Genomic DNA, 26,638 nt, shown 5'->3' with positions numbered 1-26,638 from the left:
TCCGCGGCCGCAGCCTCCGCGGCCGCAGCCTTCGGGACCGTCGTCTTCGGGGCCGTCGCCGGCAGCGCCGGCACGGCGGCGAGCACGCCGAGGCAGTGTACGAACACCGCGAGAGCCCTGTGGTGTCGTGTCGATGCAGGCATACGAACGCACCTCCGGAGCCCGACGCTAGGTGCGCGGGCACGTCGTGCGGGTACGAAGTCGCGAAGTCGGCCCCCGACGACGGCCGCCGGCGTAGGGTGGGCCGCCGCGCGGGTCGGGGCTGGCCACCGGCGTCGTCGGGCTGCTGCTCGCCACCGGTGTCGCCGGGTCGGGGCTGGCCACCGGCGCGACCCCGCGTCCCCCGGAGGGCTTAGATTGGCCTGGTGCGTATCGCTCGTTTCGCTCATGCCAAGGAAATGTCGTTCGGGATCGTCGAGGGGGAGCCGGGGGCGGGCCTCCAGGGCCTGACCATCGCGGAGATCGAGGGACACCCGTTCGGGCAGATCCAGTTCACCGGTGCGCGGTGGGCGGTGTCGGACGTCCGGCTGCTCTCCCCGATCCTGCCCAGCAAGGTCGTCTGCGTCGGCCGTAACTACGCCGAGCACGCCGCCGAGCACGGCAGCGAGGTACCCAAGGAGCCCCTGCTCTTTCTCAAGCCGTCCACCTCGGTCATCGGGCCGCGGGACGCCATCCGGCTGCCGATCTTCTCGAAGCGCGTCGAGCACGAGGCGGAGTTGGCCGTGGTGATCGGGGCGTCGGGGGCGCGCCGGGCCGACCGGGCCGCCGCCGAGCGGGCCATCTTCGGCTACACCTGCGCCAACGACGTCACCGCCCGGGACCTCCAGCGTTCAGACGGCCAGTGGACGCGGGCCAAGGGCTTCGACTCGTTCTGCCCCATCGGCCCCTGGATCACCACCGGCCTCGACGCGACCGACCTGGAGATCCGGTGTGAGGTGGGTCGCGATCCGGAGGAGATGGAAGTGCGGCAGCTGGGTCGTACCCGGGACATGGTCTTCGACGTCCCGGCCCTGGTGTCGTACGTCTCGCACGTGATGACGCTGCTCCCCGGCGACGTCGTGCTGACTGGTACGCCCGCGGGGGTTAGCCCGCTCGTGGAGGGGGATACGGTCACCGTGAGTATCGAGGGGATCGGAGAGCTGACCAATCCGGTCGTGCCGGTCAGCTGACCCGTCGAAGCGGCGAAAGAGCAGGTCAGGGGTCGTTTCGGTAACCCGATTTGGCCTGCCGGCACGGGGAGGGTAAAGTTTCCCTCCGGTGCCGCAAGGCACCGAACGGCACCGAGAGGTGCCGGTGGGGTATGGGGTAATTGGCAGCCCGACTGATTCTGGTTCAGTTAGTCTAGGTTCGAGTCCTGGTACCCCAGCAACCGATGCTCGTGAGAGCATCGGTCGCTGGATCGGCTGGAGAGCCCTCCGATCGGCCCGACAGGGTCGGAGGTCATCTCTGGCAGATTTCAGCGGCGCCGCCCCCGGGAGGGGCGGCCAAGCAGGGAAAGTTCTGGCCCCGTCGTCTAGCGGCCCAGGACGCCGCCCTCTCAAGGCGGTAGCGCCGGTTCGAATCCGGTCGGGGCTACAGTTGTGCGGCCCGTCTCATCTTCGGTGAGGCGGGCCGTTCCACGTTCGGCGCTCTTACGCCGTCCGGACGCGGCGGGTGTCCGAGCGCGGTTTGCCCCACCCCCCGGGCGCGGGCGCCCGGGGACACGTCGCTAGACTACAGCGGTGCCGCCCGGAAGAGCGGCCAAGCAGGGAAAGTTCTGGCCCCGTCGTCTAGCGGCCCAGGACGCCGCCCTCTCAAGGCGGTAGCGCCGGTTCGAATCCGGTCGGGGCTACACACGTAGGGCCCGCCTCACTCCGGTGAGGCGGGCCGTTTCCGTACCACCACGCGCCCGTGTCCGGGTGCGTCGGCTCGCGCGATGTCGGCGACGTGGGGGTGTCCCGCCGTTCCGGCCGCGCGATGTCGGCGACATGGCGTCGTTGGCGGGGTTCGGGGTGCGTCGGCTCGCGCGATGTCGGCGACGTGGGGGTGTCCCGCCGTTCCGGCCCCGTACCTCCGCGGCGATCATGGAGTTGGCGGCGGCTTTGATCTCTCTTGCTGCCGCCAACTCCATGATCACCGAGGAGGGCCCGAGGAGGGGCCGGGGTGGTCAGAGGCCGGAGAGGCGTTGGCCGGCCCGGACGACGGCCATGGCGTGCCGTTCACCGGGGCGGCGGCCGAGACGCTCGATCGGCCCGGAGATGCTGATGGCGGCGATCACCCGGCCCGTGCGGTCGCGGATCGGGGCGGAGACGCTCGCCACACCCGCCTCGCGTTCGGCGACGCTCTGCGCCCAGCCGCGGCGGCGTACCTCGGCCAGGGTGCGGCCGGTGAACTTCGACCTGGGCAGCAGCGGCATCACCGCCTCCGGCGGCTCCCAGGCCAGCAGGATCTGCGCCCCCGAGCCGGCGGTCATCGGCAGCACCGAGCCGACGGGCACGGTGTCTCGCAGGCCGCTGGCCCGCTCGGCGGCGGCCACGCAGATCCGCTCGTCCGCCCGGCGCAGGTAGAGCTGGGCGCTCTCCCCGGTGGCATCGCGCAGCGCGGACAGCAGCGGCTCCGCCGCGGTCAGCAACACGTCCGGCGCGGCGTTGGCCAGCTCGCCGAGCCGGGGGCCCGGGCGCCAGCGGCCCTGGGTGTCCCGGACCAGCATCCGGTGGATCTCCAGCGCCTGTGCCAGCCGGTGCGCGGTCGCCCGGGGCAGCTTGGTGCGTTCAACGAGTTCGGCCAGGCTGGCGCCGTCGACGCAGGCGGCCAGGATGACCACCGCCTTGTCGAGAACGCCGACACCGCTCATACTGTGTCCCACAAGCCGAAATTTACCTCCCAGAATTTAGGATGTCCAGATGGTGGGAGTCACTCCTGAGTCGAGGACCCTGGCCGAGAAGGTTTGGGACGCGCACGTCGTCCGGTCCGCCGAGGGCGAGCCGGATCTGCTCTACATCGACCTGCACCTGCTGCACGAGGTGACCAGCCCGCAGGCGTTCGACGGGCTGCGGCTCGCCGGCCGCCGGGTGCGGCGTACCGACCTCACGCTCGCGACCGAGGACCACAACACCCCGACCGGGTACGCGGACCCGTCGTTCCAGCAGCGGCGCGGCGACCTGTTGACGATCGCCGACCCGACCTCGCGTACGCAGCTGGAGACGCTGCGCCGCAACTGCGCCGAGTTCGGCGTCCGGCTGCACCCCCTCGGCGACGAGAACCAGGGGATCGTGCACGTCATCGGCCCCCAACTGGGCGTCACCCAGCCCGGCATGACCATCGTCTGTGGCGATTCACACACCGCCACCCACGGGGCTTTCGGCGCCCTGGCCTTCGGCATCGGCACCAGTGAGGTCGAACACGTCCTGGCCACCCAGACGCTGCCGCAGATCCGGCCGAAGACGATGGCCGTGAACGTCACCGGCCAGCTCCGTCCCGGCGTCACCGCCAAGGACCTCGTGCTCGCCCTGATCGCCCAGGTGGGCACCGGCGGCGGGCGCGGCCACATCGTGGAGTACCGCGGCGAGGCGATCCGGTCGCTGTCCATGGAGGGGCGGATGACGGTCGCCAACATGTCCATCGAGTGGGGCGCCAAGGCCGGGATGATCGCGCCGGACGAGACCACCTTCGCGTACCTGAAGGGACGGCCCAACGCCCCGCGCGGGGCCGACTGGGACGCCGCCGTGGCGTACTGGCGGACGCTGGTCACCGACGAGGGCGCGACCTTCGACGCCGAGGTGACCCTGGACGCGAGCACCGTCACCCCGTTCGTCACCTGGGGCACCAACCCCGGGCAGGGCGCGCCGCTCGGCTCGGCCGTGCCCGACCCGGAGGAGTTCGGCACCGACGCCGAGCGGACCGCCGCGCGCCGGGCCCTGGAGTACATGGACCTCACCCCGGGCACCCCGCTGCGGGACCTGGCCGTCGACGTGGTCTTCGTCGGTTCCTGCACCAACGGCCGGCTGGAGGACCTGCGCGCCGCGGCCGACGTGCTGCGCGGGCACAAGGTCGCCGACGGCGTACGGATGCTCGTGGTGCCCGGCTCGGCCGCCGTCCGGGAGGCCGCCGAGGCCGAGGGGCTGGACAAGGTCTTCACCGATGCCGGCGCCGAGTGGCGCTTCGCCGGTTGCTCCATGTGTCTGGGCATGAACCCGGACACGCTCGCCCCCGGTGAGCGCTCCGCCTCGACCTCCAACCGCAACTTCGAGGGCCGCCAGGGCCGGGGCGGACGCACCCACCTGGTCTCGCCGCCGGTCGCCGCCGCCACCGCCGTGGTCGGCCGGCTGGCCGCCCCCGCCGACCTGTAGAAGGGCAGCCGCGACAGATGGACAAGTTCACCGTGCACACCGGCACCGCCGTGCCGCTGCGTCGTTCCAACGTGGACACCGATCAGATCATCCCCGCCGTGTACCTCAAGCGGGTGACCCGTACCGGATTCGCCGACGGGCTCTTCAGCGCCTGGCGGGAGGATCCCGCATTCGTTCTGAACGACCCTGCGTATTCGGGTGCGTCGATTCTCGTGGCCGGCCCGGAGTTCGGCACCGGGTCCTCCCGGGAGCACGCCGTGTGGGCGCTTCGGGACTGGGGCTTCCAGGCGGTGGTCTCGCCTCGTTTCGGCGACATCTTCCGGGGCAACGCGTTGAAGGAGGGTCTCCTACCGGTCGAGTTGGAATTGAAAGCCGTCGAGGAACTCTGGAACCTCGTCGAGTCCGACCCGACCACCCCGGTGACCGTCGACCTCACCTCTCGGCAGGTCCGGGCCGGGGACGCCGCCTGGTCGTTCCCGCTTGACGACTTCAGCCGCTGGCGGCTGATGGAGGGGCTGGACGACATTGGACTCACCCTCCGGCACGAGGCCGAGATCGGCGCGTACGAGCGCACCCGGCCCCCGTTCATGCCCTCCGTGGCATAGCCGGACGCCCGATCCGGCATCGGTTTCCGCCCCCACCGGCACGGCCGGTGGGGGCGAATCCGTTGCGACACAAGGCCTTTTTTCCACCGAATGTTTGTGTCCAGGCAGCACAGGGCATACCGTGCGCGCAGAATGGCTCGCGTCGAGTCAGTTGCACAATCGGGAGGAAGTCGTGAACAAGGCCGAGCTCATCGAGGCGCTCGCCGTTCGCCTGGGGGACCGGAAGACGGCGACGGCCGCGCTCGACGCGGTCCTCGCTGAGGTCCAGGCGGCGGTCACCAAGGGCGAGAAGGTGGCGATCACCGGATTCGGAGCGTTCGAGAAGCGCGTCCGGGGCGCCCGAACAGCGCGCAACCCGCGAACAGGCGAGGCGGTGAAGGTCAAGAAGACATCCGTCCCGACCTTCCGGCCCGGCGCCGGCTTCAAGGAGATGGTGGCCAGCGGCAAGGTGCCGAAGAACACGGTGGCGGCGAAGAAGACCGCTGCCACCGCCGCCACCGCCGGGAAGGCCGCTGGCGCCAAGGCCGCCGGTGCCAAGGCGGCGGGCGCGAAGGCGGCGGGTGCCAAGGCGGCCGGCGCGAAGGCGGCCGGAGCCAAGGCCACGACCGCGGCGAAGAAGACGACCGCGGCCAAGAAGACCACCGCGGCGAAGGCGGCCAAGACCACCGCCGCCAAGAAGGCGGCACCGGCGAAGAAGGCCGCGCCGGCGAAGAAGACCACGGCGGCCACCAAGAAGGCCGCCCCCGCGAAGAAGACCACCACCAAGGCGACCAAGAGCGCGGCGACCAAGAGCGCGGCGACCAAGAGCGCGGCGACCAAGAGCACGGCGGCCAAGAAGGCGCCGGCGAGGAAGTCCGCGGCCAGGAAGGCGACCACCACTCGCTGAGCGGCCGGAGACGGAGAGAATCAACGAGCGAAAGGGCGGCCACCAGCGCGGTGGGCGCCCTTTCTCGCGTACGGAGCGGGCGCGTCGCGGGCGTGCTCGCCGGCCGTTGACCGGGACCGCCCCGCGCACGCAGAATCGCCGCACCACCACCGGTCGGCGAAAGGCATCCCGTGCGCCACCGCCACCTGGACACCGCCACGCTCGCCCTCGGCGTCGTCGTCCTGACGGACGTGCTGCGCGTCTTCCTCCCGTCCGTCATCACCGTCTTCGGGCAGGCCGCCGCCACCCCCGCCGCGCTGCTGGGCGCGTACGCGCTCGGCTGGTTCCTGCTCGCCCTGGCCGCCCCGGCGCTGGTCCGCCGGATCGGCGCCCGCCCGGTCGCGGCTGTGGCCGCCGTGGCGCTGGCCGCCGCCCGGCTCGCGCTGACCGCCGCCCCGGGCGGCCGTACGCAGCTCTGGCTGGCCACCGCCGGCCTCCTCGCCGGGCTGGTCTGGCTCGCCGGCACCGCCGAGCGGGCGGCCCGGCCAGCGACCGGGCTGGGGCTGGCGCTCGGCGCGGTCACCCACGCGGCCCTCGGCACGTACGACCTGGTGTGGCGCTCCGGGTGGGCCGGCTGGGCCGGCAGCGGCGCGCTCGTGGCACTCTTCCTGGCCGGGACCGTGCGGCCGGCGTCGCCGCGGAGGCGCGCGGCGCGGGCGCGTCCGGGCGGCGCGCGGGTGTGGTTGCTCGCCGGCCCGGCGTTGCTGCTCACCGGCATGGTGGCGCTGTCCCCGGCGGTGGCGGGGACGGCCTCGTCCTACCGGCGTGGGCCCGCCGACGGGCTCGCCCGCCCGCCGGCCGCCGGTGACCTGCCGTTGCTGTTCGCCGGGGCCGTCGCCCTGTTCCTGTTCGCGGCACTGGCCCGGCCACCCCGGGGGTACGCCCGACTGTGGGGTCCGCTCGCGGCGCTGGCCGGGACGGCCGCCTACGACCTGGGCTACCCGAACGGGGCCGTGCCGGTGGCCGTGGCCGGCCTCGCCGCCGTCGTGGCCCTCGCCCCCGGTGCCGCCGGCCCCCATTCGCGCCCACAGCCGCGGCGGCCCGCCGTGGCGGCCCGGATCGCCGCAAGCGGGCTCCTGTGCGCCCTCGTCGCGTCCGGCCTGTCCCACGCCGCCCCGGCCGCGTCCCGCCATCACGGGCCGCCGCCCGCGCAGGTGCGAATGGTGGCGTACAACGTCCGGATGGGGTACGGCCTCGACGGGCGGCTCGACCCGGACGGGCTGGCCCGCGTCGTGGCGGGGCAGCGGCCCGACGTGGTGGTGCTCAGCGAGGTGGACCGGGGCTGGCTGCTCAACGGCGGCCACGACACCCTCACGCTGCTGGCGGAACGGCTCGGCATGACGTACGTCTTCGCGCCGGCAGCCGACCCGCTCTGGGGCGACGCGGTGCTCAGCGACCTCCCGCTGGCGTCGGCCCGGACCCGGCGGCTCGCGCCGGTCGGCGCGCCCACCGGGGCGCAGGCGCTCGGCGTCACCGTCGACCTCGGCGGCGGCGCGGGACTCGCGGTGGTCGCCACCCACCTGCAACCGCCGCCCGGGCGGGAGCCGGTGGCGCAGGCCCGGGCGGTGGCCGACTTCGCCCTCGGGTACGCGCACGGCCGCCCGCTGGTGGTCGCCGGCGACCTGAACACCGAGCCGGGCGCGCCCGCGTACGCGGAGTTCACCCGCGCCGGGCTCGTCGACGCGCTGGCCGCGGCCCGTCCGCTGCCGACCAGCCCGGCCGACGACCCCCGGGCGCAGATCGACCACGTCCTGGTGACGCCGGGGACGGCGGTCAGCGGTCCGGCGGCGCCGCGCAGCACGGCCAGCGACCACCTGCCGGTCGCGGTGACCGTCCACCCGCCGCCGCCCTGAGCCGTCGCGCGTCCCTCACAGGCGGTCGGCGGCGACGAGGCGGTCGGCGGCGAAGGCGAGCAGCCAGCCGCCGCCCTTCGGCGTGACGTAGTCACCGGGGCGCCCGGCGAGGTGTTCCAGCGCGCCCGGGATCACCTTGCCCTGGCTGCACACCGCGACCGGCTCCCCGGCGGCGGCCAGCTCGGCGAGGCACGCCGCGGCCGCGAGGGCCCGCTCGTCCGGGTCCTGGCCGCCCACCGGCTCGTCGAGGTCGCCCGTCACCTCGATGGGCAGGTCGAGCAGGGCGGCGGCCGGGTCGAGGGTCTGCACGCACCGCCGGGCGGACGCCGAGAGCAGCCGGGCCGGCCGCAGCAGGGCGAGCAGGGGCGCCAGGCGGTGCGCCTGGGCCCAGCCGGTCGCGTCGAGCGGGCGGCCGGCGTCCGGGCCGGTCCAGGTGCCGCGCCTGCCGGCGTGGCCGTGCCGGACCAGCGCCACCGTCCCGGTCACCGGGGGCAGGGCAGCGAACGCCGCCAGCACCTGACCGTCGTGCGGATAGCTGACCAGGCGTACGGCGTCGTCGACGGGCAGCCAGCGGACCTCGTCGACCTCCGTGTCGGGCTGGAACCCGCCCTCGCCGACCACCCGCATCGACCAGAAGTCGACCACCTTGGGCCGGCCCTCGCTGCGGTACCGGGCGCTGGGCAGCCGCACCTGCGGCACGGCCCGCACGTCGGCCTCCTCGGCCAGCTCCCGCACCGCCGCCGTCAACGGGTGCTCGCCCGGGTCCAGCTTGCCCTTCGGCAGCGACCAGTCGCCGTACCGGGGGCGGTGCACCAGGCAGACCCGCACGTCGTCGCCGTCCGGGCGCCAGGCCACCCCGCCCGCCGCCCGGATCGCGTCCTGCTGCTCCGCCATCCGCCCAGCCTAGGGTCAACCGGCCGTGCCGCCGACGCGGCGCAGCAGCAGGTCCTGCAGATGGGTCGGCGGCGCCTCCGGCGCCCCGGTGTGCCGCGTCCAACTGCCGTCCCCGGCCAGCTCGAACGCCTCCACGTCCGGGCTGAACGCGGCGGTGAGCACGTGGTCCAGCTCGGCCCGCGCCACCGGGTCGCTCACCTGCACCAGCGCCTCCACCCGCCGGTCGAGGTTGCGGTGCATCAGGTCCGCCGAGCCCATCCAGAACTCCGCCTGCCCGTTGTTGCCGAACCGGAACACCCGGGAGTGCTCCAGGAACCGGCCGAGGATCGAGCGGACGCGGATGTTGTCCGACAGCCCCGGCACCCCGGGCCGCAGCGTGCACATGCCCCGGATCAGCAGGTCGACGTGCACCCCGGCCCGGGACGCCCGGTAGAGCGCGTCGACGACCTCCTCGTCGACCAGCGAGTTCACCTTGATCTGCACGAGCCCCGGCACGCCCAGCCGGACGTGGGCGATCTCCCGCTCGATCCGGTCGATCAGCCCCCGGCGGATGCCCTGCGGGGCCACCAGCAGCCGCCGGTACGCGGTCTGCCGGCTGTAGCCGGTGAGCACGTTGAACAGGTCGGTCAGGTCGGCGCCGACCTCCGGGTCGGCGGTGAGCACGCCGAAGTCCTCGTACAACCGGGCGGTCTTCGGGTGGTAGTTGCCCGTGCCGATGTGGCAGTAGCGGCGGATCTGGTTGCCCTCCTGGCGGACCACCAGGGCCGTCTTGCAGTGCGTCTTGAGGCCCACCAGCCCGTACACGACGTGGCAGCCGGCGCGCTCCAGCGTGCGCGCCCAGCCGATGTTCGCCACCTCGTCGAAGCGGGCCTTCAGCTCGACCAGCACCACCACCTGCTTGCCGGCGGCGGCGGCGTCGACCAGCGCGTCGACGATCGGGGAGTCGCCGCTGGTGCGGTAGAGGGTCTGCTTGATGGCCAGCACGTTCGGGTCGGCGGCGGCCTGCTCGATGAACCGCTGCACACTGGTCGCGAACGAATGGTACGGGTGGTGCACCAGCACGTCGCCGTCGCGCAGCGTGGCGAAGACGCTGCGCGGCACCTCGCCCTCGGTGAGCCGGGGGTGGGTGGCCGGCACGAACGGCGGGTCCGTCAGGTCGGGACGGTCGGCCTCGCCGTAGAGCTGCCACAGCGCGGACAGGTCGAGCAGGCCGCGCACCCGCAGCACGTCCTGGGCGTCCATGTCCAGCTCGCGGACCAGCAGCTCCAGCATGTAATCGGAGATGGAGGCGGCGACCTCCAGGCGTACCGGGGGGCCGAACCGGCGGCGGGCCAGCTCCCGTTCCAGGGCCTGGAGCAGATCCTCGTCGCGGTCCTCGTCGACCTCGACCTCGGCGTTGCGGGTGACCCGGAACAGGTGGCACTCCACCACCTGCATCCCGGAGAAGAGCTGCCCCAGGTGCACCGAGATCAGCTCCTCCACCGGCAGTACCCGCACGCCGGGGGCGTCCCGGTCGACCCGGACGAAGCGCGGCACGTTGTTCGGCACCTTGACCCGGGCGAACAGCTCCGAGCCGCCGTCCGGGTCGCGGACCGTGACGGCCAGGTTCAGCGACCGGCCCGAGATGTACGGGAACGGGTGCGCCGGGTCCACCGCCAGCGGGGTGAGCACCGGGAAGACGTGCTCCCGGAAGTAGGTGCGCAGCCGTTCCCGCTCGGGGGCGCCCAGGTCGCTCCACCGCAGGATGCGGATGTCCTCGGCGGCCAGCCTCGGCAGCACGTCGTCCACGAAGCAGGCGGCGTGCCGGGCGACCAGCGTGGCGCTCTTCTCGGCGATCAGCTCCAGCTGGGTGCGCAGCGGCAGCCGGTCGCCGCCGCGCACCGGCAGGCCGGCCGACAGGCGGCGCTTCAGGCCCGCCACCCGCACCATGTAGAACTCGTCGAGGTTGCTGGCGAAGATGGCCAGGAACTTCACCCGCTCCAGCAGCGGGGTGCGGGGGTCCTCGGCCAGGGCGAGGACCCGGGCGTTGAAGTCGAGCCAGGACAGCTCCCGGTTGAAGAACCGGTCGTCGGGCAGCGGCTCGGGTGCCGGCGGCTCGTCGTCGGGACCGGCCGCCTGGTCGGGAGTGGCCGCCTGATCGAGGCTGGCCACCTGGTCGGGGCCAGCCGCCGCCGGGGCCGCGGGCGGCGCCTCGGACACCGGGTCGAGGACCTCCTCCAGGCCGGCGGAGGCGGCCGCGGCGGCGGGCCCGGCGGTCACCGCGTCGTCCTCGGCGTTCTCGTGGCCGCGGAACCGGCCGTCGGCGCCGCGCGGGCGGGCCCCGTTGCGGGCGAACGCGGGATCGCCGGGGGAGTCCCGGCTGTCGTCGGGCCGGCTGGCGCGGGGCTCGCGAGGGGTGCTCACCCGCTCATAATCACCCGAACCCGGTTAACGCAAAATGAACTCGGGCCGGTACGTCAGGGCATCGTCGGCAACGTCACCCGGACGATCTCCCCGGCGGCGTCCGTCTCGACCCGGACGCGCTGGCCGAGCCGCAGCAGCCGCAGCCCGGAGGCGTCGAAGGCGCGAGCGGGGAAGGCCAGCTCGGTGCCGTCGTCCAGGAGCAGCACGCCGCTGCGCGTCGCCGCGTCGTAGGTGGCCACCGTGCCCTGCATGCCAGCACCGTACACCGGCGGGGTCAGGCCGGCCGGCCGGCGGCGGCCAGGGCGGCGCTGCGCGCCCCGAGCCCGAGCCGGGCGGCCGCCGCCAGGTCCGCGGCGGTGTCCACGTCCCGGCGCAGGGTGGGCCAGTCTCCGGCCAGCGGCAGCGCGCCGCTGGCCAGGTGCGCCGCCGCCGAGCCCGCCCCGAACCGGGGGTCCAGCGGCACGCCGGGCGGCGCGGCGAGCAGCACGGTGCCGCTGCCCGGGGCGTCGGCCACGAACCGGCGTACCCCCGACGGGCCGGCGGCGACCGCGACCAGCGCGGCGGCCAACTCGTCCGGGCGCAGCGCCGGCAGGTCGGCGGTGAGTCCCACCACCCAGGCGCCGCCGTTCGCGGTCGCGACCCCGGCGCCGTGCCGGAAGGCGGCGTTCAGGCCCGCGTCCGGCGCGTCCGGCACCGTTCGCGCGCCCGCCGCGCCGGCCGCCGCCGCCACCCGCGGGTCGTCGGTGACCACCACCACGTCGGCGACCGCCGGGCACGCCCGCGCCGCGGCGACCGTGTCGGCCGCCAGGGCCAGCGCCAACTCCTCGTGCGGTACGCCCGGCAGCGCCCCGCGCAGGCGGCTCTTCGCCACGCCGAGGCGCTTCACCGGCACCACCACAGTCCAGGTCCGCTGCCGCACGGCACAATCCTGCCAGTCGGGCAGCGGTACCCTCACTGGCCGTACCCCGGGCGAGCAGGCATGATTTCGCTGCGGGCGGCGCGGGCGGGTGCGGCCGGGGGTCGGGGCTACGAGGAGGCAGGGTGACGCGGCGCAGGCTGGGATTCTGGCAACGGTTCGCCGTGGTGGTGGTCAAGCCCGTGATGGTGGTCTGGACACGGCGCACCTGGCGGGGCATGGAGCACCTGCGCCGCGACGGCGGTGTCATCATCGTGCCGAACCACCTCTCGCACGCGGACCCGCTGGTCTCCGCGCACTTCGTCTACGACGCCGGGCGCTGGCCGCAGTTCCTCGGCAAGGCCAGCCTGTTCCGGCTGCCGCTGGTGGGCCGGATCCTGCACTGGTGCCGGCAGATCCCGGTGGAACGCGGCACCGTCGACGCGGCGAAGTCGCTGGACGCCCTGGTCGCCGCGCTGCGCGAGGGCGGCGCCGTGGTGATCTACCCGGAGGGCACCACGACCCGCGAGCCGGAGCTGTGGCCGATGCGGGGCAAGACCGGGGCGGCGCGGCTGGCGCTGGCCACCGGCGCCCCGGTGATCCCGGTCGCCATGTGGGGCCCGGAGCGGATCTTCGACCCGCGCACCAAGCGGCTCAGCCTGCGGCCCCGGATCCCGGTGACCGTGGTCGCCGGGCCGCCGGTGGACCTGAGCCGGTGGGCCGGCGCCGCGCCCACCAGGGCCACCCTCGAGGAGATGACCGACGCCATCATGCTGCGCCTGCGCGACATGCTCGCCGAGATCCGCGGCGGCACCCCGCCACCGCTGTGGCAGCGCCCGTCCCGGTCCGCCGCCGCCCGTCCGCAACAGGAGCGGGGAGGCGCCGCGTGAGCGGGCGTAGCGAGCGAACCATTGGGCTCGGTAGCGTGGCGTCTCGCGCCGCCGGGGAGCGAAGCGAGGCGGCGGCGTGAGCGGGCGTAGCGAGCGAACCATTGGGCTCGGTAGCGTGGCGTCTCGCGCCGCCGGGGAGCGAAGCGAGGCGGCGGCGTGAGCGGGCACGTGGCCGTCCTGGGCGCCGGCTCCTGGGGTACGGCGTTCGCCAAGATCCTCGCCGACGCCGGGCGGGACGTGACGGTCTGGGCCCGCCGGCGGCCCGTGGCCGAGGCGATCCGGCTGCGCCGGCACAACCCGGACTACCTGCCGGACCTGCGGCTTCCCGAGCGGGTCACGGCGACCGGCGACGCCGCCGAGGCGATCACCGGCGCGGAGCTCGTGGTGCTGGCCGTGCCGTCGCAGACGCTGCGCGCCAACCTCGCCGAGTGGACCGGCCACCTGCACCCCGACGCGACGCTGGTCTCCCTGATGAAGGGCATCGAGCTGGGCACCACCAGGCGGATGAGCGAGGTGATCGTGGAGACCGCCGGGGTCACGCCGAGCCGGGTGGTGGTGGTCTCCGGCCCCAACCTGGCCCCCGAGATCGCCGCCGAGCAGCCCGCCGCGACCGTGGTCGCCGGCACCGACGACCGCCGGGCCCGGCTCGTCCAGGCGTCGATCCGTACGCCGTACTTCCGGCCGTACACGAACGACGACGTGATCGGCTGCGAGCTGGGCGGGGCGGTCAAGAACGTGATCGCCCTGGCGTACGGGATCGCGACCGCGATGGGCTTCGGCGACAACACCCGGGCGATGCTGATGACCCGGGGACTGGCCGAGACGGCCCGCCTCGGGGTGGCGCTCGGCGCGGACCCGATCACGTTCGCCGGCCTGGCCGGGATGGGCGACCTCGTGGCCTCATGCTCGTCGCCGCTGGCCCGTAACCGGACATTCGGGGAGCACCTGGGCCGGGGGGAGACCCTGGAGCAGGCGCAGGCGGCCACCCGGCAGACCGCCGAGGGCGTGAAGAGCTGCCTGGCGATCCGGGACCTGGCCCGGGCGCACGGGGTGGAGATGCCGATCACCGAGCAGATCGAGCGGATCTGCCACGAGGGCATGGACCCGCGGCTGGCCGTCGACGCGCTGATGAGCCGCACCGCGAAGCCCGAGTCGTACGAGTAGGGGGGCGGCGTGACCGACGGGATCAGCGACGGCGACGGCACCCGGTGCGTCCGGGCCGGCCTGCCCGACCCGGTGCCGGGTCAGCCGTTCCTGCCCGGGCCGGTCCTCGCCGCGCCGTACCACCTCGACCCGTGGCAGGGGCCGGCCGCCGCCGCGAACGGGTACGGCCGCCCCGACAACCCGACCCGCCGGCTGCTGGAGGCGGCGATCGGGGAGCTGGAGGGCGGCGACTGCCGCGTCTTCGCCAGCGGGCAGGCCGCGATCACCGGTCTGCTGCTGGCGCTGCTGCGCCCCGGGGACGCGGTGGTGCTGCCCGCCGACGGGTACTTCCCGGTGCGGGCGTTCGCCGCGGACACCCTCGCCGGGATCGGCGTGCGGGTGCACCTCGCGCCGACCGTCGGGCCGTACCCGTCGTTCGACGGGGTGCGGCTGGTGCTGGTGGAGACCCCGGCGAACCCGGGCCTGGACGTCGTCGACGTCGCCGCCCTGGCCCGGGACGCGCACGCCGCCGGTGCCCTCGTCGCGGTGGACAACACCACCGCCACGCCGCTCGGACAGCGCCCGCTCGACCTCGGCGCCGACCTGGTGGTCGCCTCCGGCACCAAGGCCCTGACCGGCCACTCCGACCTGCTGCTCGGCTACGTGGCGACCCGTACGCCCGACCTGCTGGGCCCGGTCACCGCCTGGCGGACGGTCACCGGCGCGGTGCCCGGGGCCTTCGACGCCTGGCTGGCGCACCGCTCGCTGGCCACCCTGGACCTGCGGCTGGCCCGGCAGTCGGCCAACGCCGAGGCGCTGGCCCACCTGCTCGCCGACCGGCCCGACGTCGCCGGGCTGCGCTGGCCGGGCCTGCCCGGCGACCCCGCGTACGCGGTGGCGGCGGCGCAGATGCGGCGGCTGCCCGGGGTGCTCTCGTTCGACCTGGGCAGCGCCGAGCGGGTCGCCCGGTTCCTCGACGCGGCCCGGCTGGTGGGCGCGGCGACCTCGTTCGGCGGCCTGCACACCACCGCGGACCGTCGGGCGCAGTGGGGCGACGACACCGCGCCGGGCTTCGTCCGACTCTCCTGCGGGATCGAGGACACCGCCGACCTGCTCGCCGACGTCACGGCCGCCCTCGGGTAAGGGCCTTCTGTCAACGCTGCGGGGTTCCCTTCTCGTCCGGCGGCGGCCGGGGGCGCGGGCCGTGGCCGGAGACGCGGCAGGGTATCGTGAGCGCGCCCGCACCGGGCCCCGAACGGGAGGAGGTGAGACCGATCCACCAGCAAGCAGGACCGGCGCTCCGCCCCGGGCCCGTGCCGCCCTCTCGGTAGGCCGCCCACGGGAGCGCCGCCGAGCGACCCCGGAGCTTCCCGTGACATCCATGCAGTGCCGCCCCGACCGTTCCGCCGTCGTCACCCGCCTACGCGCCGCCGGCTGCGTCTTCGCCGAGGACGAGGCCGACCTGCTCATCTCCGCCGCCGACTCGCCCGAGCGGCTCGCCGACCTCGTCGACCGGCGCGCCGCCGGGCAGCCGTTGGAGCACCTGCTCGGCTGGGCCGAGTTCTGCGGCCTGCGGGTCGGCGTCGATCCCGGCGTGTTCGTCCCGCGGGCCCGTACCGCCCTGCTCGTCTCGGCCGCCGCGGCGGCCACCCGCCCCGGCGCCGCGGTGCTCGACCTCTGCTGCGGGTCGGGGGCCGCCGCGCTGGTGCTCGCCGGGCGGCTGCGCCCCCGCTGGCTCGCCGCCGCCGACCTGGACCCGGCCGCGGTCGCCTGCGCCCGGCGCAACCTCGCCCACCTCGGCGTGCCGGTCTACCAGGGCGACCTGTTCGACGCCGTGCCGCCCGAACGGCGCGGCCGGCTCGACCTGGTGGTCGCCAACGCCCCGTACGTGCCGACGGAGGCGGTGCCGCTGCTGCCGCCCGAGGCGCGGCTGTACGAGGCCCCGGTGGCGCTGGACGGCGGGCGGGACGGGCTGGCCGTGCTGCGCCGGGTGGCGCGGGGAGCGGTCGACTGGCTCGCGCCGGGCGGGCACCTGGCGGTCGAGGTCAGCGGGCGCCAGGTCGACGCGTACCGCGCGGTGTTGACCGGCCTGGGGCTGGTGCCGTCCGTCGTCCACGACGAGGACCTGGACGCCACGGCGGTGCTCGGCCGCCGCCCGGGTTGACGACCTGGACCCCGCGCCTCCACTTCGGAGCCTTCCGCCGCGCGGGGCGCGGCGCAACGGCGGGTGGCCCACTCGTCGACCCGGCGGTGCGGACCGGGCGGCGGGTGGGCCACGATCAGGGGCCGCCGGTGGCGGACGGCCAGGTGCCGCGCCTGCGGCGGTCAGCGACGGGGCGGGGCCGCGGCGAACGAGGCCCACGCGGCCGGCCGGAAGAGCAGGGCCGGCCCGGTCGGGTCCTTCGAGTCGCGGACGGCGACCGCCCCGGGTACGACGGCCATCTCCACGCAGGCGCCCTCGTCGCCGCTGCGGCGGCTCTTGCGCCACCGCGCCGCGGCCAGCGCCGCGCTCGTCGTCGGGGTCATCGTCCTACCGTCCCTTCAGAAGTTGCAGGAGCTGGTCGCGGCTGGCCGCGGGGGTGAGCGCGACCGTCCGCAGGTGCTCCATGATCTTGGTGCAGGTGCGCAGGTCACCGGGTCGGTCGAGGACCATCTGCCCGGCCACCGTCTCGACCGAGGCGATGAGCGGGTCCTCCGGGTCGGCGAACTCCAGGATGTGCAGGGAGCCCCGGGTGCCCCGGTGGTAACCGGCGGACAGCGGGATCACCTGGACGGTGATGTTGGGCAGCTCGGCCATCTTCAGCAGGTGGCGCAGCTGCCCCTCCATCACGGCCTGGTCGCCCACCGGGCGCAGCAGCGCGGCCTCGTCGATGATCGCGTCGAGGATCGGCGGGTCGGCCTCGGTGAGCCGCTGCTGGCGGTCGAGTCGCAAGTGGACCCGCTGCTCGACCTGGTCGTCGCCGAGGGTGTGCGGGCCGCCCCGCATCACCCCACGGATGTAGTCGGCGGTCTGGAGCAGGCCGGGCACCACCGACGGCTCGAAGTTGGCGATGCCGGTGGCCTCGGCCTCCAGGGCGATGAAGTCGATGGTGCGCCGGTCCAGCAGGTACGAGTAGGACACCGTGGCCGGGCTGACCAGCGTCTGGGCGTTCTCGTACCGGGACAGGGTGCTCTCCCCCCACCCGATCGCCGCGTGCCGCCCCACGACGCACGGAAGGGGCTCACATGACGGGGAGCGCCTGCTGGTGGGGCGGTGCCGGGGGGCGGGGATGACCCGGTTTCTGGTGGTGCTCACCGACGTCCGGCCGTTCCTCGACGGTGCCGTCCGCGACGAGCGGCGCGCCCCGGAGCGCAGGCGCCAGGTGGTCGGGGCGAGCAGCCGGGAGGCCGCCGACCGGATCGCCGGCGCGTTCATGGCGCTGGGCATGGTCCGGGCCGGCCGGCAGCGGGTCAAGGTGGTCGCCGTGGGCCGCCGCTACGGCGGCGGCTGACCCGCCGCCCCGGCCGTCCGCGCCGCCCTCGCCGTTCGCGCCTTTCCCGGGTACGCCCCGGCGCGGTCACGTACGGTATAGCCGCGGCTGACCGATTGCGGTGTGCTGTCACATCTCCCCGGGTATGCCTTCGGCGTCCTGCCACGCACAGTAGGGTCAACCGGGTGACCGCCACCGGCGAGCACCACGAGCCCTCGCAGTCGCGAACGAAAGGGTGACCGAGTGACCACCCCAGGCAAGACCCGCGTGGCCCTCGTCTTCGGCGGCCGCAGCCCCGAGCACGGCATCTCCTGCGTCACCGCCGGCAGCGTGCTGGGCGCTCTTGACCCGGACGAGTTCGAGGTGGTCCCCGTGGGCATCACCCGGGCCGGCAAGTGGGTGCTGACCAGCGGCGACCCGGGCGAGCTGGCGATCACCGCCCGGCGGCTGCCGGAGATCACCGCCGAGGCGGGCAGCGACCTCGTGCTGCGCGCCGACCCGACCGGCAACGGGCTGCTGGTGCTCGACCCGGTCGAGGGCCCCCGGGCACTCGCCGACGTCGACGTGGTCTTCCCCGTGCTGCACGGCGCGTACGGCGAGGACGGCACCATCCAGGGGATGCTCGAGATGGCCGGCATCCCGTACGTCGGGGCGAACGTCTTCGCCTCCGCGGCCGCCATGGACAAGGAGTTCACCAAGAAGCTCTGCGCCGCCGACGGCATCCCGGTCGGCCCGTACGCGGTGCTGCGCAACGGGATGACCCTGTCGGAGGAGGACAAGCGGCGCCTCGGCCTGCCGGTCTTCGTCAAGCCGTCGCGGGCCGGCTCCTCGTTCGGCATCACCAAGGTCGACGACTGGGCCGGCCTGGACGCCGCCGTCGCCGCGGCCCGGGAGATCGACCCGAAGGTGCTGGTGGAGGCGGCGATCGTCGGCCGCGAGATCGAGTGCGGCGTGCTGGAGAGCGAGGCCGTGGGCGGCGCCGAGGCGTCCCTGCTGGCCGAGGTCCGGGTCGGCGGGGACCACGGCTGGTACGACTTCGAGGCCAAGTACCTCTCCGAGCCCGACTACGACATCCCGGCCGAGCTGCCCGAGCACGTCGCCCGGCAGATCCAGGCGTACGCCGTCCGGGCGTTCGCCGCGCTGGACTGCGCCGGGCTCGCCCGGGTCGACTTCTTCGTCACCCCGGAGCTGGACGTCTACCTCAACGAGATCAACACCATGCCCGGGTTCACCCCGACCTCGATGTTCCCCATGATGTGGGCGGCCTCGGGCCTGGAGTACCCGAAGCTGGTCACCCGCCTGATCCGCACCGCGCAGCGGCGCGGCGTCGGCCTGCACTGAGGCGTCGCTGAGCGCGTCGCGCACCGGGCGGGCCCGACAGCCCGCCCGGCTTCCGCATCAGCCGGGCAGACCGTCGGGAACGGCGTCGGGCGATCCGGGTAGGCCGCCGGGGGGTGCCTCGGGCCCGCCGGGCGGGCCGGCGGTAACGGTGCCGGGTCAGCCCGAGCAGCCGGCCGGGGCGGTGCCGCCGGAGGGCACCGTGGCGACCACCGTGTCGGCGATCGGGCTCACCCACTGCAGCGCCGCTCCGTACGTGCGGGGCACGGTGACCCGTACGGCGGTCTCCCGGTCCAGGGTGGTGAGCACGGTGGCGTCGGGCCCCTCGGCCGCGTACCAGCAGACCTTGTTGACGACCCAGACGTCGTCGGTCTGCCCGGGGGTGGGCTCCGTGCCGCCGCAGGCGACGGTCAGCGCGGGATCGCCGTACGCGGCGTTCTGCTCGGCGCCGGCGGTGACCGGCCGCTGCCGCAGATCGCGAACCGCGTCGGGTAGCTGCGACGTCAGGGCGCGGCAGACGGTCGCCGGCCGCTCCGCCAGCGCCGGCGCGGCCATCTCGACCGGCGCGGTGGACTGCGGCCGGGCGGCGCTCGCCGACGGGCTGGGCTGGGACGTCGGGGCGTCCGGGGCGAGCTTCGCGAACGTGAATCCGGCCACGGCCACCGTCACCGGCACCGCGATCAGCGTGGCCAGCAGCGCGGCACCCCGGTTCGTGCGGTTCCGCCGCGCCGGGGCCTTCTCGTCGGGGGAGGAAGTGATCTGGTCCACTTACAGGTGCACCACCGAACACGTGAGGGTGCGGGTGATGCCGGGCACCATCTGCACCTTGCTGACGATGAGTCTGCCGAGCTCGTCGACGGTGTTCGCCTCGGTGAGCACGACCACGTCGTACGGCCCGGTGACGGCGTCGACCCGCACCACGCCGGCAAGGTCCGCGATCAGACCGGCCACGTCACGCGCCCGGCCGACCTCCGTCTGGATGAGGATGTACGCCTGTACCACGACTCGACCTCCGTCTGTCGCCGCCCGTGGGCGGCCCGAAGGGTGAAACTACCTTACGGAGCAGGTCGGATCCCTATCGGTGGCCAAGGAGCAGCGGTGAGCGAGCGCGGCGGGCGCGACGGCGGGTGCGGGCAGGACAGGAAGCGGTTGATCGGGTTGGGAAGCGGAGTGCCGGCATGAGCGTGGCCGGGATCGGCGAGTTCGGACTGATCGACCGGGTGACCGCCCGGCTGACCCACGGCCCGGCCGTCCTGCTCGGGCCGGGCGACGACGCCGCCGTGCTGGCCGCGCCGGACGCGCGGGTCGCCGCGTCGACCGACGTGCTGGTGGAGGGGCGGCACTTCCGGCGGGACTGGTCCAGCGCCCGCGACGTGGGGCATCGGGCGGCGGCGGCCAACCTGGCGGACATCGTGGCCATGGGGGCGACCCCGACCGCCCTGCTGGTGGCGCTGTGCATGCCGGCGGACCTGGACCCGGCGTGGGCCGAGGAGTTGGCCGACGGGCTGGCGGCCGAGGCGGCCACGGTGGGCGCCAGCGTGGTCGGCGGGGACATGTCGGCCAGCCCGACGCTGACCGTCGCGGTCACCGCCCTCGGGGACCTGGGCGGCCGGGCCCCGGTGCTCCGCTCGGGCGCGCGGCCCGGGGACGTGGTCGCCGTCGCTGGCCGCAGCGGGTACGCCGCCGCCGGCTACACCGTGCTCTCCCGGGGCTTCCGCACGCCGAAACTGCTGGTCGAGGCGTACCGGCGGCCGGAGGTGCCGTACGCGGCCGGGCCGCACGCCGCCCGGCTCGGCGCCACCGCCATGATCGACGTCTCCGACGGGCTGCTGGCCGATCTCGGGCACGTCGCCAAGGCCAGCGGGGTCGGCATCGACGTGCGGCGGGACGCCTTCGAGGTGCCCCGGCAGATGCGCGACGCCGCCCAGGCGCTCGGGGTCGATCCGTACGCCTGGATCCTCGGCGGGGGCGACGACCACGCGCTGGCCGCCACCTTCCCGCCGGCGGTGGCGCTGCCGGCGCCGTGGCGGGAGGTCGGCCGGGTGTCCGACGGCGCGGGCGTCACGGTGGACGGCGAACCGTACGCCGGCCCGGCCGGCTGGGACCACTTCCGGTAAGGGGCACCTCGGGTATCCGCAGGTCAGCGACGTACCCTTCACCCGTGAGCGAGATCGAGATTCGCGCGGCCCGCTTCGATTCGCCGGAGGCGCAGCGGTTGATCCGGGCCGCGTTGGTGGACCTGGGTGAGCGCTACGGCGGCAGCGGCGACGACACACCCGTCGACGCCACCGAGTTCGAGCCGCCGCACGGGGCGTTCCTGATCGCTCACGTCGACGGCGAGCCGGTCGGCTGCGGCGGCTGGCGCAGCCACGGCGACGACGGGGACACCGCCGAGGTGAAGCGGATGTACACGACCCCGGCGGCCCGGGGCCGGGGCGTCGCCCGGGCCGTGCTCGCCGCCGTCGAGCGGTCGGCGCGGGAGCAGGGGCGCAAGCGGATCGTGCTGGAGTGCGGCGACAAGCAGCCCGAGGCGGTCGCCATGTACACCTCGGCCGGCTACGAGCGCATCCCCAACTTCGGCTACTACCGCGACTCCCCGGGCTGCATCTCCTTCGGCCGTACCCTCTGACCGGGCGTTGCTGACGGGGTGGCCCGGCCGGTCGGGCGGACGTCGTACGGCGCCTGTGGAGTTGCCCCGTCCACGCCACCGCCTCCGCCCGGCCACGCCATCCTGATGATCATGGAGTTGGCGGCGGCATTTGGCCCGGTGGACGCCGCACAGCTCATGATCGCGCGGCGCGGGGCAGAGCGGGACGGCCGGTGTGGGCGCGGCGGGGCGGGCGCATGGACGGGGCAGCTCCACAGGCAGCGGACTGACATGCCCGAGCCGCAGCCCGACACGCCCGGCACGCCAAACCTCGAACCCCCGAGCCGCCAGGCGATGTCGCAGACGACTCAGGTCCAGACGCACGACAAGCCGGCGGGCCCGAGGGCCCGCCGGCTTGGACGAGGTTACGAGGTCGGCGCTACCCGCGTCAGGCGCGGGTGACCTTGCCAGCCTTGATGCAGGAGGTGCAGACCTGCACCTTCCGGGTGGTGCCGCCACCGGCCGGGGTACGCACCGACTGGATGTTCGGGTTCCAGCGGCGGTTGGTCCGCCGGTGCGAGTGGGACACGTTGTGGCCGAAGCCCGGTCCCTTGCCACAGACGTCGCACACGCTAGCCACGGGATACTCCTGGGTTTGAAACGTTCATGAGGTCGCCGCCAGGCGCTGCCCGGGCAACCTGGCCAGGTTACCCGACGATCCCCGCGCCTGACCAACCGGCCCCGGCAGGGCACCCGCGCCGCCGCCGACGGCCGGCGGGGACACGCCGGGGCGGGCCGGTCGGCATCGGTGCGTGTCGGTGCGCGCCAGTAGGCTTCTGGCGTGCTGGACACGCTGGACGCCGCTGCGGTGCGCCGCTGGTGCGCGGGCGGGCTGGCCGCGCTGCGCGACCACCAGGGCGAGATCGACGACCTCAACGTCTACCCGGTCCCCGACGGCGACACCGGCACCAACCTGGTGCTCACCCTCACCTCGGCCCAGCAGGCCCTGACGATGGACCGGGACACCCTCCCCGAGGGCGGGCCCACCGCGCACGGGCACGCGCTGCGGCTCATGGCGCGCGGGGCGTTGCTCGGCGCCCGGGGCAACTCGGGCGTGATCCTGTCGCAGATCCTGCGCGGCCTCGCCGACGCCCTGGCCGCCGCGCCCGTGGTGCGGGGCCGGCAGCTCGCCGCCGCGCTGCGTGACGCGGCCACCGCCGCGTACGCCGCCGTCGCCCGGCCGGTCGAGGGCACCCTGCTCAGCGTGGTCGCCGCGGCGGCCCGCGCGGCCGAGGCCGCGGACACCGACGACCTGCGGGCGGTGGCCCGGGCGGCGGCCGCCGAGGCGGCCCGCGCCCTGGCCCGCACCCCCGAGCAGCTGCCGGCGCTGGCCCGCGCCGGGGTGGTCGACGCCGGCGGCCGGGGGCTCTGCCTGCTGCTCGACGCGCTGGTCGAGGTGGTCACGGGGGAGAGCCCGGACCGGCCGGCCCCCGCGCCCCGCCGGGTCCGCCAGCCCGCCGTGGCCGTGCGGGAGACCGGCTCCGACGAGTACGCGTACGAGGTGCAGTTCCTGCTCGACGCCGAGCCGGAGGCGGTCGAGCGGATGCGGCAGACCCTCGCCGGGCTGGGCGACTCGCTGGTCGTGGCCGGCGACAGGGCCGACGGGCCGGGCACCTGGAACGTGCACGTGCACGTCAACGACGTCGGCGCGGCGGTCGAGGCGGGGGTGGTGGCCGGCCGGCCGTACCAGATCTCCGTGACCCGCTTCGCCGACCAGGCCGCGGCGGTCCCGCCGACCCCGGCCGGCGACGGCCGCGCGGCGGTCGTGGTCGCCACCGGCGCGGGCATCGCGGAGCTGTTCACGGGGGAGGGGGCGACGGTGGTGCCGGGCAACCCGTCCACCGGCGAGCTGCTCGACGCGATCCGGGCCACCGCCGCGGCCCGCGTGGTGGTGCTGCCCAACGACCCGAACACCCAGGCCGTGGCGAGCGCCGCCGCGCGGGAGGCGCACGCGCTGGGGGTGAAGGTCAGCGTGGTGCCGACCCGCTCGCCGGTGCAGGCGCTCGCCGCGCTGGCCGTGCGCGACCCGAAGCGGCGCTTCTCCGACGACGTGATCGCGATGGCCGAGGCCGCCGGGGCCTGCCGGTACGCCGAGGTCTGCTGGGCCGGCCGGGAGGCGCTGACGGTCGCCGGCCCCTGCCGGCCCGGCGACGTGCTCGCCCTCGTCGAGGGGGAGGTGCACCTGATCGGCGCCGACCTGGCCGACACCTGCGTCGCCGTGGTCGACCGGATGCTCGGCGGCGGCGGCGAGCTGGTCACCCTGCTCACCGGTGTCGACGCCCCGGAGGGCCTGGCCGACGCCGTACGCGAGCACGTCGCCCGGCGCTGGCCGTTCGTGGAGGTCCAGGCGTTCCCGGGCGGCCAGCCGCACTATCCGCTCCTGGTGGGGGTCGAATGACGTCCGAGCCGTCGACGGTCGACACGCCGCTGAAGAAGCTGGTCGGGGAGAAGACGGCCAAGGCCCTGGCCGCCCACCTCGACCTGCACACCGCCGGCGACCTGATCTACCACTTCCCGCGCCGGTACGACGAGCGCGGCGAGCACACCGACATCCGCTCGCTGGACGTCGGCGAGCAGGTCACCGTGCTGGCCCAGGTGCAGCGCACCGCCGTACGGCCGATGCGCCAGCGCCGGGGCAACCTGCTGGAGGTGACCGTCGGGGACGACTCCGGCGGGGTGCTCACGCTGACCTTCTTCGGCAACCAGGCGTGGCGGGAGCGGGAGCTGCGCCCCGGCCGGTGGGGGCTGTTCGCCGGCAAGGTCACCGAGTTCCGCGGCAAGCGCCAACTCAACGGCCCGGAGTACGTGCTGCTCGGGGAGGGCGGCGACGGCGAGGCGGCGGCCAACGAGGAGGTCGAGGAGTTCGCCGGGGCGCTGATCCCGGTGTACCCGGCCGCGGCGGCCGTGCCGACCTGGGTGATCGCCCGCTGCGTCCGGGTGGTGCTGGACACGTTCACCCCGCCGGACGATCCGCTGCCGGCCACCGTCCGGGCCACCCGCAAACTGGTCGGCATCGGCCCGGCGCTGCGCGAGATCCACCGGCCGTCCAGCAAGGAGGACCTGTACCGGGCCCGCCGCCGGCTCAAGTGGGACGAGGCGTTCGCCGTGCAGCTCACCCTGGTGCAGCGCAAGCACCGGGCCGCCGCCTGGCCGGCGCAGGCCCGCCCCGCACAGCCGGGCGGCCTGCTCGACGCGTTCGACGCGCGGCTGCCGTACGAGCTGACCCCCGGCCAGCGGGCGGTCGGCGCGGAGATCGCCGCCGACCTGGCCACCGCCCACCCGATGCACCGGTTGTTGCAGGGCGAGGTCGGCTCCGGCAAGACGGTCGTGGCGTTGCGGGCGATGCTCCAGGTCGTCGACGCCGGCGGGCAGGCCGCGCTGCTCGCCCCGACCGAGGTGCTCGCCGCCCAGCACCACCGGGGCATGCTCGACCTGCTCGGCCCACTCGCCCGCGCCGGGGAGCTGGGCGCGGCCGACGGCGCCACCCGGGTCGAGCTGGTCACCGGCTCGCTCGGCGCGGCGGCCCGGCGCCGGGCGCTCGCCGAGGTGGCGGAGGGCCGCGCCGGGATCGTGCTCGGCACCCACGCCCTGCTGTACGAGGGCGTCGACTTCCACGACCTCGGCCTCGTCGTGGTCGACGAGCAGCACCGGTTCGGCGTCGAGCAGCGCGACGCGCTGCGCGCCAAGGCCGACCAGCCGCCGCACGTGCTGGTGATGACGGCCACCCCGATCCCGCGCACGGTGGCGATGACCGTCTACGGCGACCTGGAGGTGTCCTCGCTCACCCAGCTCCCGCAGGGGCGCTCGCCGATCGCGTCGCACGTGGTGCCGGCCGCCGAGAAGCCGGCGTTCCTCGACCGGGCCTGGCGCCGGCTGCGCGAGGAGGTCGCCGCGGGCCACCAGGCGTACGTCGTGTGCCCCCGCATCGGTGACGGCCCCGCGTCGGAGGAGGAGGCCCCGCGCGAGGACGACACCGGCCGGCGGCCGCCGCTCGCGGTGACCGAGGTCGCCCCGCTGCTGGCCGAGGGGCCGCTGCACGGGCTGCGGATCGGCGTCCTGCACGGCCGGCTGCCCGCCGACGAGAAGGACGCGGTGATGCGTTCCTTCGCCGCCGGCGACCTGGACGTGCTGGTCGCCACCACGGTCGTCGAGGTCGGCGTCGACGTGCCCAACGCCACCGTGATGATCGTGCTGGACGCCGACCGGTTCGGCGTGTCCCAGCTGCACCAGCTGCGCGGCCGGGTGGGCCGGGGCTCCGCGCCCGGGCTGTGCCTGCTGGTGACCGAGGCCGGCGAGGGCTCGTCGGCCCGGGAACGCCTCGACGCCGTCGCCTCCACCACGGACGGCTTCAAGCTGGCCGAGCTCGACCTGGAGCAGCGCCGCGAGGGCGACGTGCTGGGCGCCACCCAGTCCGGCCGCCGGTCGCACCTGCGGCTGCTGTCGCTGCTGCGCGACTCCGACCTGATCCGGGACGCCCGCGCCGAGGCGATCGCGCTGGTCGAGGAGGACCCGGAGCTGGAGCGACACCCGGCGCTCGCCGCCTCGGTGGCCGCCCTGGTCGACGAGGAGCGCGCGGAGTACCTGGAGAAGGGCTGACGCGTCCGCTCGGCGTCCGCAGCGTGCGGCCGGGCCCGCCGCCCCGAGGCCTGCCGTTCCGGGGCTCACCCACACCTCCGGCCTGGGCCACTGGCGGGAGTGTCCGGCCACCGACCTGGCGGCCCGCGCCGACCCGGACGAGCTGCTGGCCGCGGTATTCGCTGCCGCGGTCGCTGTGGAAGATCACCCCGTCGACCGTGCCGCCGCGGGTCGCGGCGGCCATCGACAAGGATGCGGTGGTCAGATCGGCGTCGTGCCGGTCGCTCGTGGCGTAGCCGAGCAACCGGCGGGAGTGCAGTGCCCTCGTTGATCCCGAGATCCCGAGCGCCCTGCGCGATCGGCTTGCCGGTCTCCCGCACGATCCGCACCGCGCCCTCGCGGAACTCCCTATCGAACCGCCTTCTCGTTTCAGCCATGACCATCTATCCCCTTAGGTCTGGCCTCCACGCTGACGGGGGAACCTCACACGGCGATGATCTTCCCCGCAGAGGAGCCGCACCCGAACGAAACAACGCCGGGTCCCGGTCAGGTCGGTGGGGGCGTGGTGTCGGTTTCTTGTTTGATGGGTGGGAAATTCTTCTCCGCGTTTTCCCCGGCGAAGTAGGAAGGGCCGTAGTCGACGATGACGATGCGATTGGGGTTGATAATAGG

At 74.9% G+C, this 26,638-nt stretch carries 24 protein-coding genes, 3 tRNA genes and 1 pseudogene; 18 read left to right on the top strand and 10 right to left on the bottom strand.

The annotated features are described in order from the left end of the window. The first annotated feature begins 365 nt into the window (after positions 1 to 365). The 4 genes from ABGB16_RS20455 to ABGB16_RS20440 all read left to right on the top strand — a co-directional run bounded on the left by ABGB16_RS20455 (position 366) and on the right by ABGB16_RS20440 (position 1,831). Entirely contained in the window at positions 366 to 1,169 is an 804-nt protein-coding gene (locus ABGB16_RS20455; RefSeq protein ID WP_347669689.1) for a fumarylacetoacetate hydrolase family protein, read from the top strand. Positions 1,170 to 1,294: 125 nt separating this feature from the next. Continuing rightward, positions 1,295 to 1,366 (top strand) — tRNA-Gln (locus ABGB16_RS20450). A 136-nt stretch (positions 1,367 to 1,502) separates the two neighbouring features. Next, a tRNA-Glu gene (locus tag ABGB16_RS20445) sits at positions 1,503 to 1,575 on the top strand. Between the two features lie 183 nt (positions 1,576 to 1,758). After that, positions 1,759 to 1,831, top strand: a tRNA-Glu gene (locus ABGB16_RS20440). 315 nt (positions 1,832 to 2,146) lie between these two features. Here ABGB16_RS20440 and ABGB16_RS20435 read toward each other — a convergent pair. Beyond that, the gene (locus tag ABGB16_RS20435) at positions 2,147 to 2,833 is read right to left on the bottom strand and encodes an IclR family transcriptional regulator (protein ID WP_145775510.1); all 687 of its coding nucleotides are present in this window, start codon (positions 2,831 to 2,833) and stop codon (positions 2,147 to 2,149) included. A 49-nt stretch (positions 2,834 to 2,882) separates the two neighbouring features. Here ABGB16_RS20435 and leuC point away from each other — a divergent pair, with 49 nt between their 5' ends. From leuC to ABGB16_RS20415, 4 genes are all read left to right on the top strand, one after another. Then, positions 2,883 to 4,328 (top strand): 3-isopropylmalate dehydratase large subunit, encoded by a 1,446-nt coding sequence (gene leuC, locus ABGB16_RS20430; RefSeq protein WP_347669688.1) that lies wholly within the window; start codon positions 2,883 to 2,885, stop codon positions 4,326 to 4,328. Positions 4,329 to 4,345: 17 nt separating this feature from the next. Then, positions 4,346 to 4,933, top strand: coding sequence for a 3-isopropylmalate dehydratase small subunit (gene leuD / locus ABGB16_RS20425; protein WP_347669687.1), 588 nt, complete (start codon positions 4,346 to 4,348; stop codon positions 4,931 to 4,933). A 172-nt stretch (positions 4,934 to 5,105) separates the two neighbouring features. Then, positions 5,106 to 5,819, top strand: coding sequence for an HU family DNA-binding protein (locus ABGB16_RS20420; RefSeq protein WP_347669686.1), 714 nt, complete (start codon positions 5,106 to 5,108; stop codon positions 5,817 to 5,819). A 170-nt stretch (positions 5,820 to 5,989) separates the two neighbouring features. Next, positions 5,990 to 7,711: an endonuclease/exonuclease/phosphatase family protein gene (locus ABGB16_RS20415; protein WP_347669685.1), complete on the top strand. Its 1,722-nt coding sequence runs from the start codon at positions 5,990 to 5,992 to the stop codon at positions 7,709 to 7,711. A gap of 15 nt (positions 7,712 to 7,726) precedes the next feature. Here ABGB16_RS20415 and ABGB16_RS20410 read toward each other — a convergent pair whose 3' ends face one another. The 4 genes from ABGB16_RS20410 to cofC all read right to left on the bottom strand — a co-directional run bounded on the left by ABGB16_RS20410 (position 7,727) and on the right by cofC (position 11,927). Next, the gene (locus tag ABGB16_RS20410; protein ID WP_347669684.1) at positions 7,727 to 8,605 is read right to left on the bottom strand and encodes an NUDIX hydrolase; all 879 of its coding nucleotides are present in this window, start codon (positions 8,603 to 8,605) and stop codon (positions 7,727 to 7,729) included. A 15-nt stretch (positions 8,606 to 8,620) separates the two neighbouring features. Then, positions 8,621 to 10,756 carry an RNA degradosome polyphosphate kinase gene (locus ABGB16_RS20405; RefSeq protein WP_347669716.1) on the bottom strand — a complete coding sequence of 712 codons (2,136 nt, stop codon included), beginning with the start codon at positions 10,754 to 10,756 and terminating at the stop codon, positions 8,621 to 8,623. Positions 10,757 to 11,061: 305 nt separating this feature from the next. Next, complete coding sequence (locus ABGB16_RS20400; protein WP_145775517.1) at positions 11,062 to 11,259, bottom strand: cold-shock protein; 198 nt, start codon at positions 11,257 to 11,259, stop codon at positions 11,062 to 11,064. Between the two features lie 23 nt (positions 11,260 to 11,282). Continuing rightward, positions 11,283 to 11,927: a 2-phospho-L-lactate guanylyltransferase gene (cofC, locus tag ABGB16_RS20395; protein WP_347669683.1), complete on the bottom strand. Its 645-nt coding sequence runs from the start codon at positions 11,925 to 11,927 to the stop codon at positions 11,283 to 11,285. Positions 11,928 to 12,049: 122 nt separating this feature from the next. On the opposite strand from cofC, the gene ABGB16_RS20390 reads away from it, so the two are divergent. The 4 genes from ABGB16_RS20390 (at position 12,050) to ABGB16_RS20375 (ending at position 16,100) form a co-directional block, all read left to right on the top strand. After that, entirely contained in the window at positions 12,050 to 12,793 is a 744-nt protein-coding gene (locus tag ABGB16_RS20390) for a lysophospholipid acyltransferase family protein (RefSeq protein WP_347669682.1), read from the top strand. A 156-nt stretch (positions 12,794 to 12,949) separates the two neighbouring features. Beyond that, entirely contained in the window at positions 12,950 to 13,957 is a 1,008-nt protein-coding gene (locus tag ABGB16_RS20385; protein WP_347669680.1) for an NAD(P)H-dependent glycerol-3-phosphate dehydrogenase, read from the top strand. A gap of 9 nt (positions 13,958 to 13,966) precedes the next feature. Next, positions 13,967 to 15,079, top strand: coding sequence for a cystathionine gamma-lyase (locus ABGB16_RS20380; protein ID WP_347669679.1), 1,113 nt, complete (start codon positions 13,967 to 13,969; stop codon positions 15,077 to 15,079). A gap of 238 nt (positions 15,080 to 15,317) precedes the next feature. Then, positions 15,318 to 16,100 carry a putative protein N(5)-glutamine methyltransferase gene (locus ABGB16_RS20375; protein ID WP_347669715.1) on the top strand — a complete coding sequence of 261 codons (783 nt, stop codon included), beginning with the start codon at positions 15,318 to 15,320 and terminating at the stop codon, positions 16,098 to 16,100. 161 nt (positions 16,101 to 16,261) lie between these two features. On the opposite strand, the gene ABGB16_RS20370 is transcribed toward ABGB16_RS20375, so the two are convergent. Further along, a complete protein-coding gene (locus ABGB16_RS20370) occupies positions 16,262 to 16,462 on the bottom strand; it encodes a DUF397 domain-containing protein (protein WP_347669678.1) in 201 nt (66 codons plus the stop codon). Between the two features lie 4 nt (positions 16,463 to 16,466). Continuing rightward, positions 16,467 to 17,108 (bottom strand): annotated as a pseudogene (locus ABGB16_RS20365) (DUF5753 domain-containing protein); the annotation flags it as partial. Positions 17,109 to 17,205: 97 nt separating this feature from the next. Here ABGB16_RS20365 and ABGB16_RS20360 point away from each other — a divergent pair. Together ABGB16_RS20360 and ABGB16_RS20355 are read left to right on the top strand one after the other, a co-directional pair. Next, a complete protein-coding gene (locus tag ABGB16_RS20360; RefSeq protein WP_347669677.1) occupies positions 17,206 to 17,427 on the top strand; it encodes a hypothetical protein in 222 nt (73 codons plus the stop codon). 222 nt (positions 17,428 to 17,649) lie between these two features. Further along, on the top strand, positions 17,650 to 18,747 hold the full coding sequence (locus ABGB16_RS20355; protein ID WP_347669676.1) for a D-alanine--D-alanine ligase family protein: 1,098 nt from the start codon (positions 17,650 to 17,652) through the stop codon (positions 18,745 to 18,747). A gap of 156 nt (positions 18,748 to 18,903) precedes the next feature. On the opposite strand, the gene ABGB16_RS20350 is transcribed toward ABGB16_RS20355, so the two are convergent. Both ABGB16_RS20350 and ABGB16_RS20345 read right to left on the bottom strand, forming a co-directional pair. Then, the gene (locus ABGB16_RS20350) at positions 18,904 to 19,512 is read right to left on the bottom strand and encodes a DUF3515 family protein (protein ID WP_347669675.1); all 609 of its coding nucleotides are present in this window, start codon (positions 19,510 to 19,512) and stop codon (positions 18,904 to 18,906) included. Beyond that, positions 19,513 to 19,746 carry an Lrp/AsnC ligand binding domain-containing protein gene (locus ABGB16_RS20345; RefSeq protein ID WP_347669674.1) on the bottom strand — a complete coding sequence of 78 codons (234 nt, stop codon included), beginning with the start codon at positions 19,744 to 19,746 and terminating at the stop codon, positions 19,513 to 19,515. It lies immediately after the preceding gene. Between the two features lie 176 nt (positions 19,747 to 19,922). Between ABGB16_RS20345 and ABGB16_RS20340 the strand changes: the two genes are divergently transcribed. Together ABGB16_RS20340 and ABGB16_RS20335 are read left to right on the top strand one after the other, a co-directional pair. Next, complete coding sequence (locus ABGB16_RS20340) at positions 19,923 to 20,861, top strand: thiamine-phosphate kinase (protein ID WP_347669673.1); 939 nt, start codon at positions 19,923 to 19,925, stop codon at positions 20,859 to 20,861. Between the two features lie 44 nt (positions 20,862 to 20,905). Beyond that, positions 20,906 to 21,373 (top strand): GNAT family N-acetyltransferase, encoded by a 468-nt coding sequence (locus tag ABGB16_RS20335; RefSeq protein WP_347669672.1) that lies wholly within the window; start codon positions 20,906 to 20,908, stop codon positions 21,371 to 21,373. A 406-nt stretch (positions 21,374 to 21,779) separates the two neighbouring features. On the opposite strand, the gene rpmB is transcribed toward ABGB16_RS20335, so the two are convergent. Continuing rightward, positions 21,780 to 21,971 carry a 50S ribosomal protein L28 gene (gene rpmB, locus ABGB16_RS20330; protein WP_145775527.1) on the bottom strand — a complete coding sequence of 64 codons (192 nt, stop codon included), beginning with the start codon at positions 21,969 to 21,971 and terminating at the stop codon, positions 21,780 to 21,782. A gap of 201 nt (positions 21,972 to 22,172) precedes the next feature. On the opposite strand from rpmB, the gene ABGB16_RS20325 reads away from it, so the two are divergent. Both ABGB16_RS20325 and recG read left to right on the top strand, forming a co-directional pair. Then, on the top strand, positions 22,173 to 23,789 hold the full coding sequence (locus ABGB16_RS20325; protein ID WP_347669671.1) for a DAK2 domain-containing protein: 1,617 nt from the start codon (positions 22,173 to 22,175) through the stop codon (positions 23,787 to 23,789). Next, positions 23,786 to 25,987: an ATP-dependent DNA helicase RecG gene (gene recG, locus ABGB16_RS20320; protein ID WP_347669670.1), complete on the top strand. Its 2,202-nt coding sequence runs from the start codon at positions 23,786 to 23,788 to the stop codon at positions 25,985 to 25,987. Before ABGB16_RS20325 ends, recG begins: the two co-directional genes overlap by 4 nt. Positions 25,988 to 26,638: the final 651 nt, after the last annotated feature.

Origin of the sequence: Micromonospora sp. B11E3 (genome assembly GCF_039871625.1) — a bacterium.
Classification (GTDB): Bacteria; Actinomycetota; Actinomycetes; order Mycobacteriales; family Micromonosporaceae; genus Micromonospora.
This window is presented reverse-complemented; position numbering and strand designations above follow the sequence as displayed.

Bases quoted from the DNA above. Each gene is read 5' to 3' on its own strand.
- ABGB16_RS20410 (WP_347669684.1), bottom strand. From the start codon at position 8,605: ATGGCGGAGCAGCAGGACGCGATCCGGGCGGCGGGCGGGGTGGCCTGG.
- ABGB16_RS20375 (WP_347669715.1), top strand. From the start codon at position 15,318: ATGCAGTGCCGCCCCGACCGTTCCGCCGTCGTCACCCGCCTACGCGCC.
- leuD (WP_347669687.1), top strand. From the start codon at position 4,346: ATGGACAAGTTCACCGTGCACACCGGCACCGCCGTGCCGCTGCGTCGT.
- ABGB16_RS20435 (WP_145775510.1), bottom strand. From the start codon at position 2,833: ATGAGCGGTGTCGGCGTTCTCGACAAGGCGGTGGTCATCCTGGCCGCC.
- ABGB16_RS20400 (WP_145775517.1), bottom strand. From the start codon at position 11,259: ATGCAGGGCACGGTGGCCACCTACGACGCGGCGACGCGCAGCGGCGTG.
- ABGB16_RS20370 (WP_347669678.1), bottom strand. From the start codon at position 16,462: ATGACCCCGACGACGAGCGCGGCGCTGGCCGCGGCGCGGTGGCGCAAG.
- ABGB16_RS20360 (WP_347669677.1), top strand. From the start codon at position 17,206: ATGACCCGGTTTCTGGTGGTGCTCACCGACGTCCGGCCGTTCCTCGAC.
- ABGB16_RS20340 (WP_347669673.1), top strand. From the start codon at position 19,923: ATGAGCGTGGCCGGGATCGGCGAGTTCGGACTGATCGACCGGGTGACC.
- recG (WP_347669670.1), top strand. From the start codon at position 23,786: ATGACGTCCGAGCCGTCGACGGTCGACACGCCGCTGAAGAAGCTGGTC.
- leuC (WP_347669688.1), top strand. From the start codon at position 2,883: ATGGTGGGAGTCACTCCTGAGTCGAGGACCCTGGCCGAGAAGGTTTGG.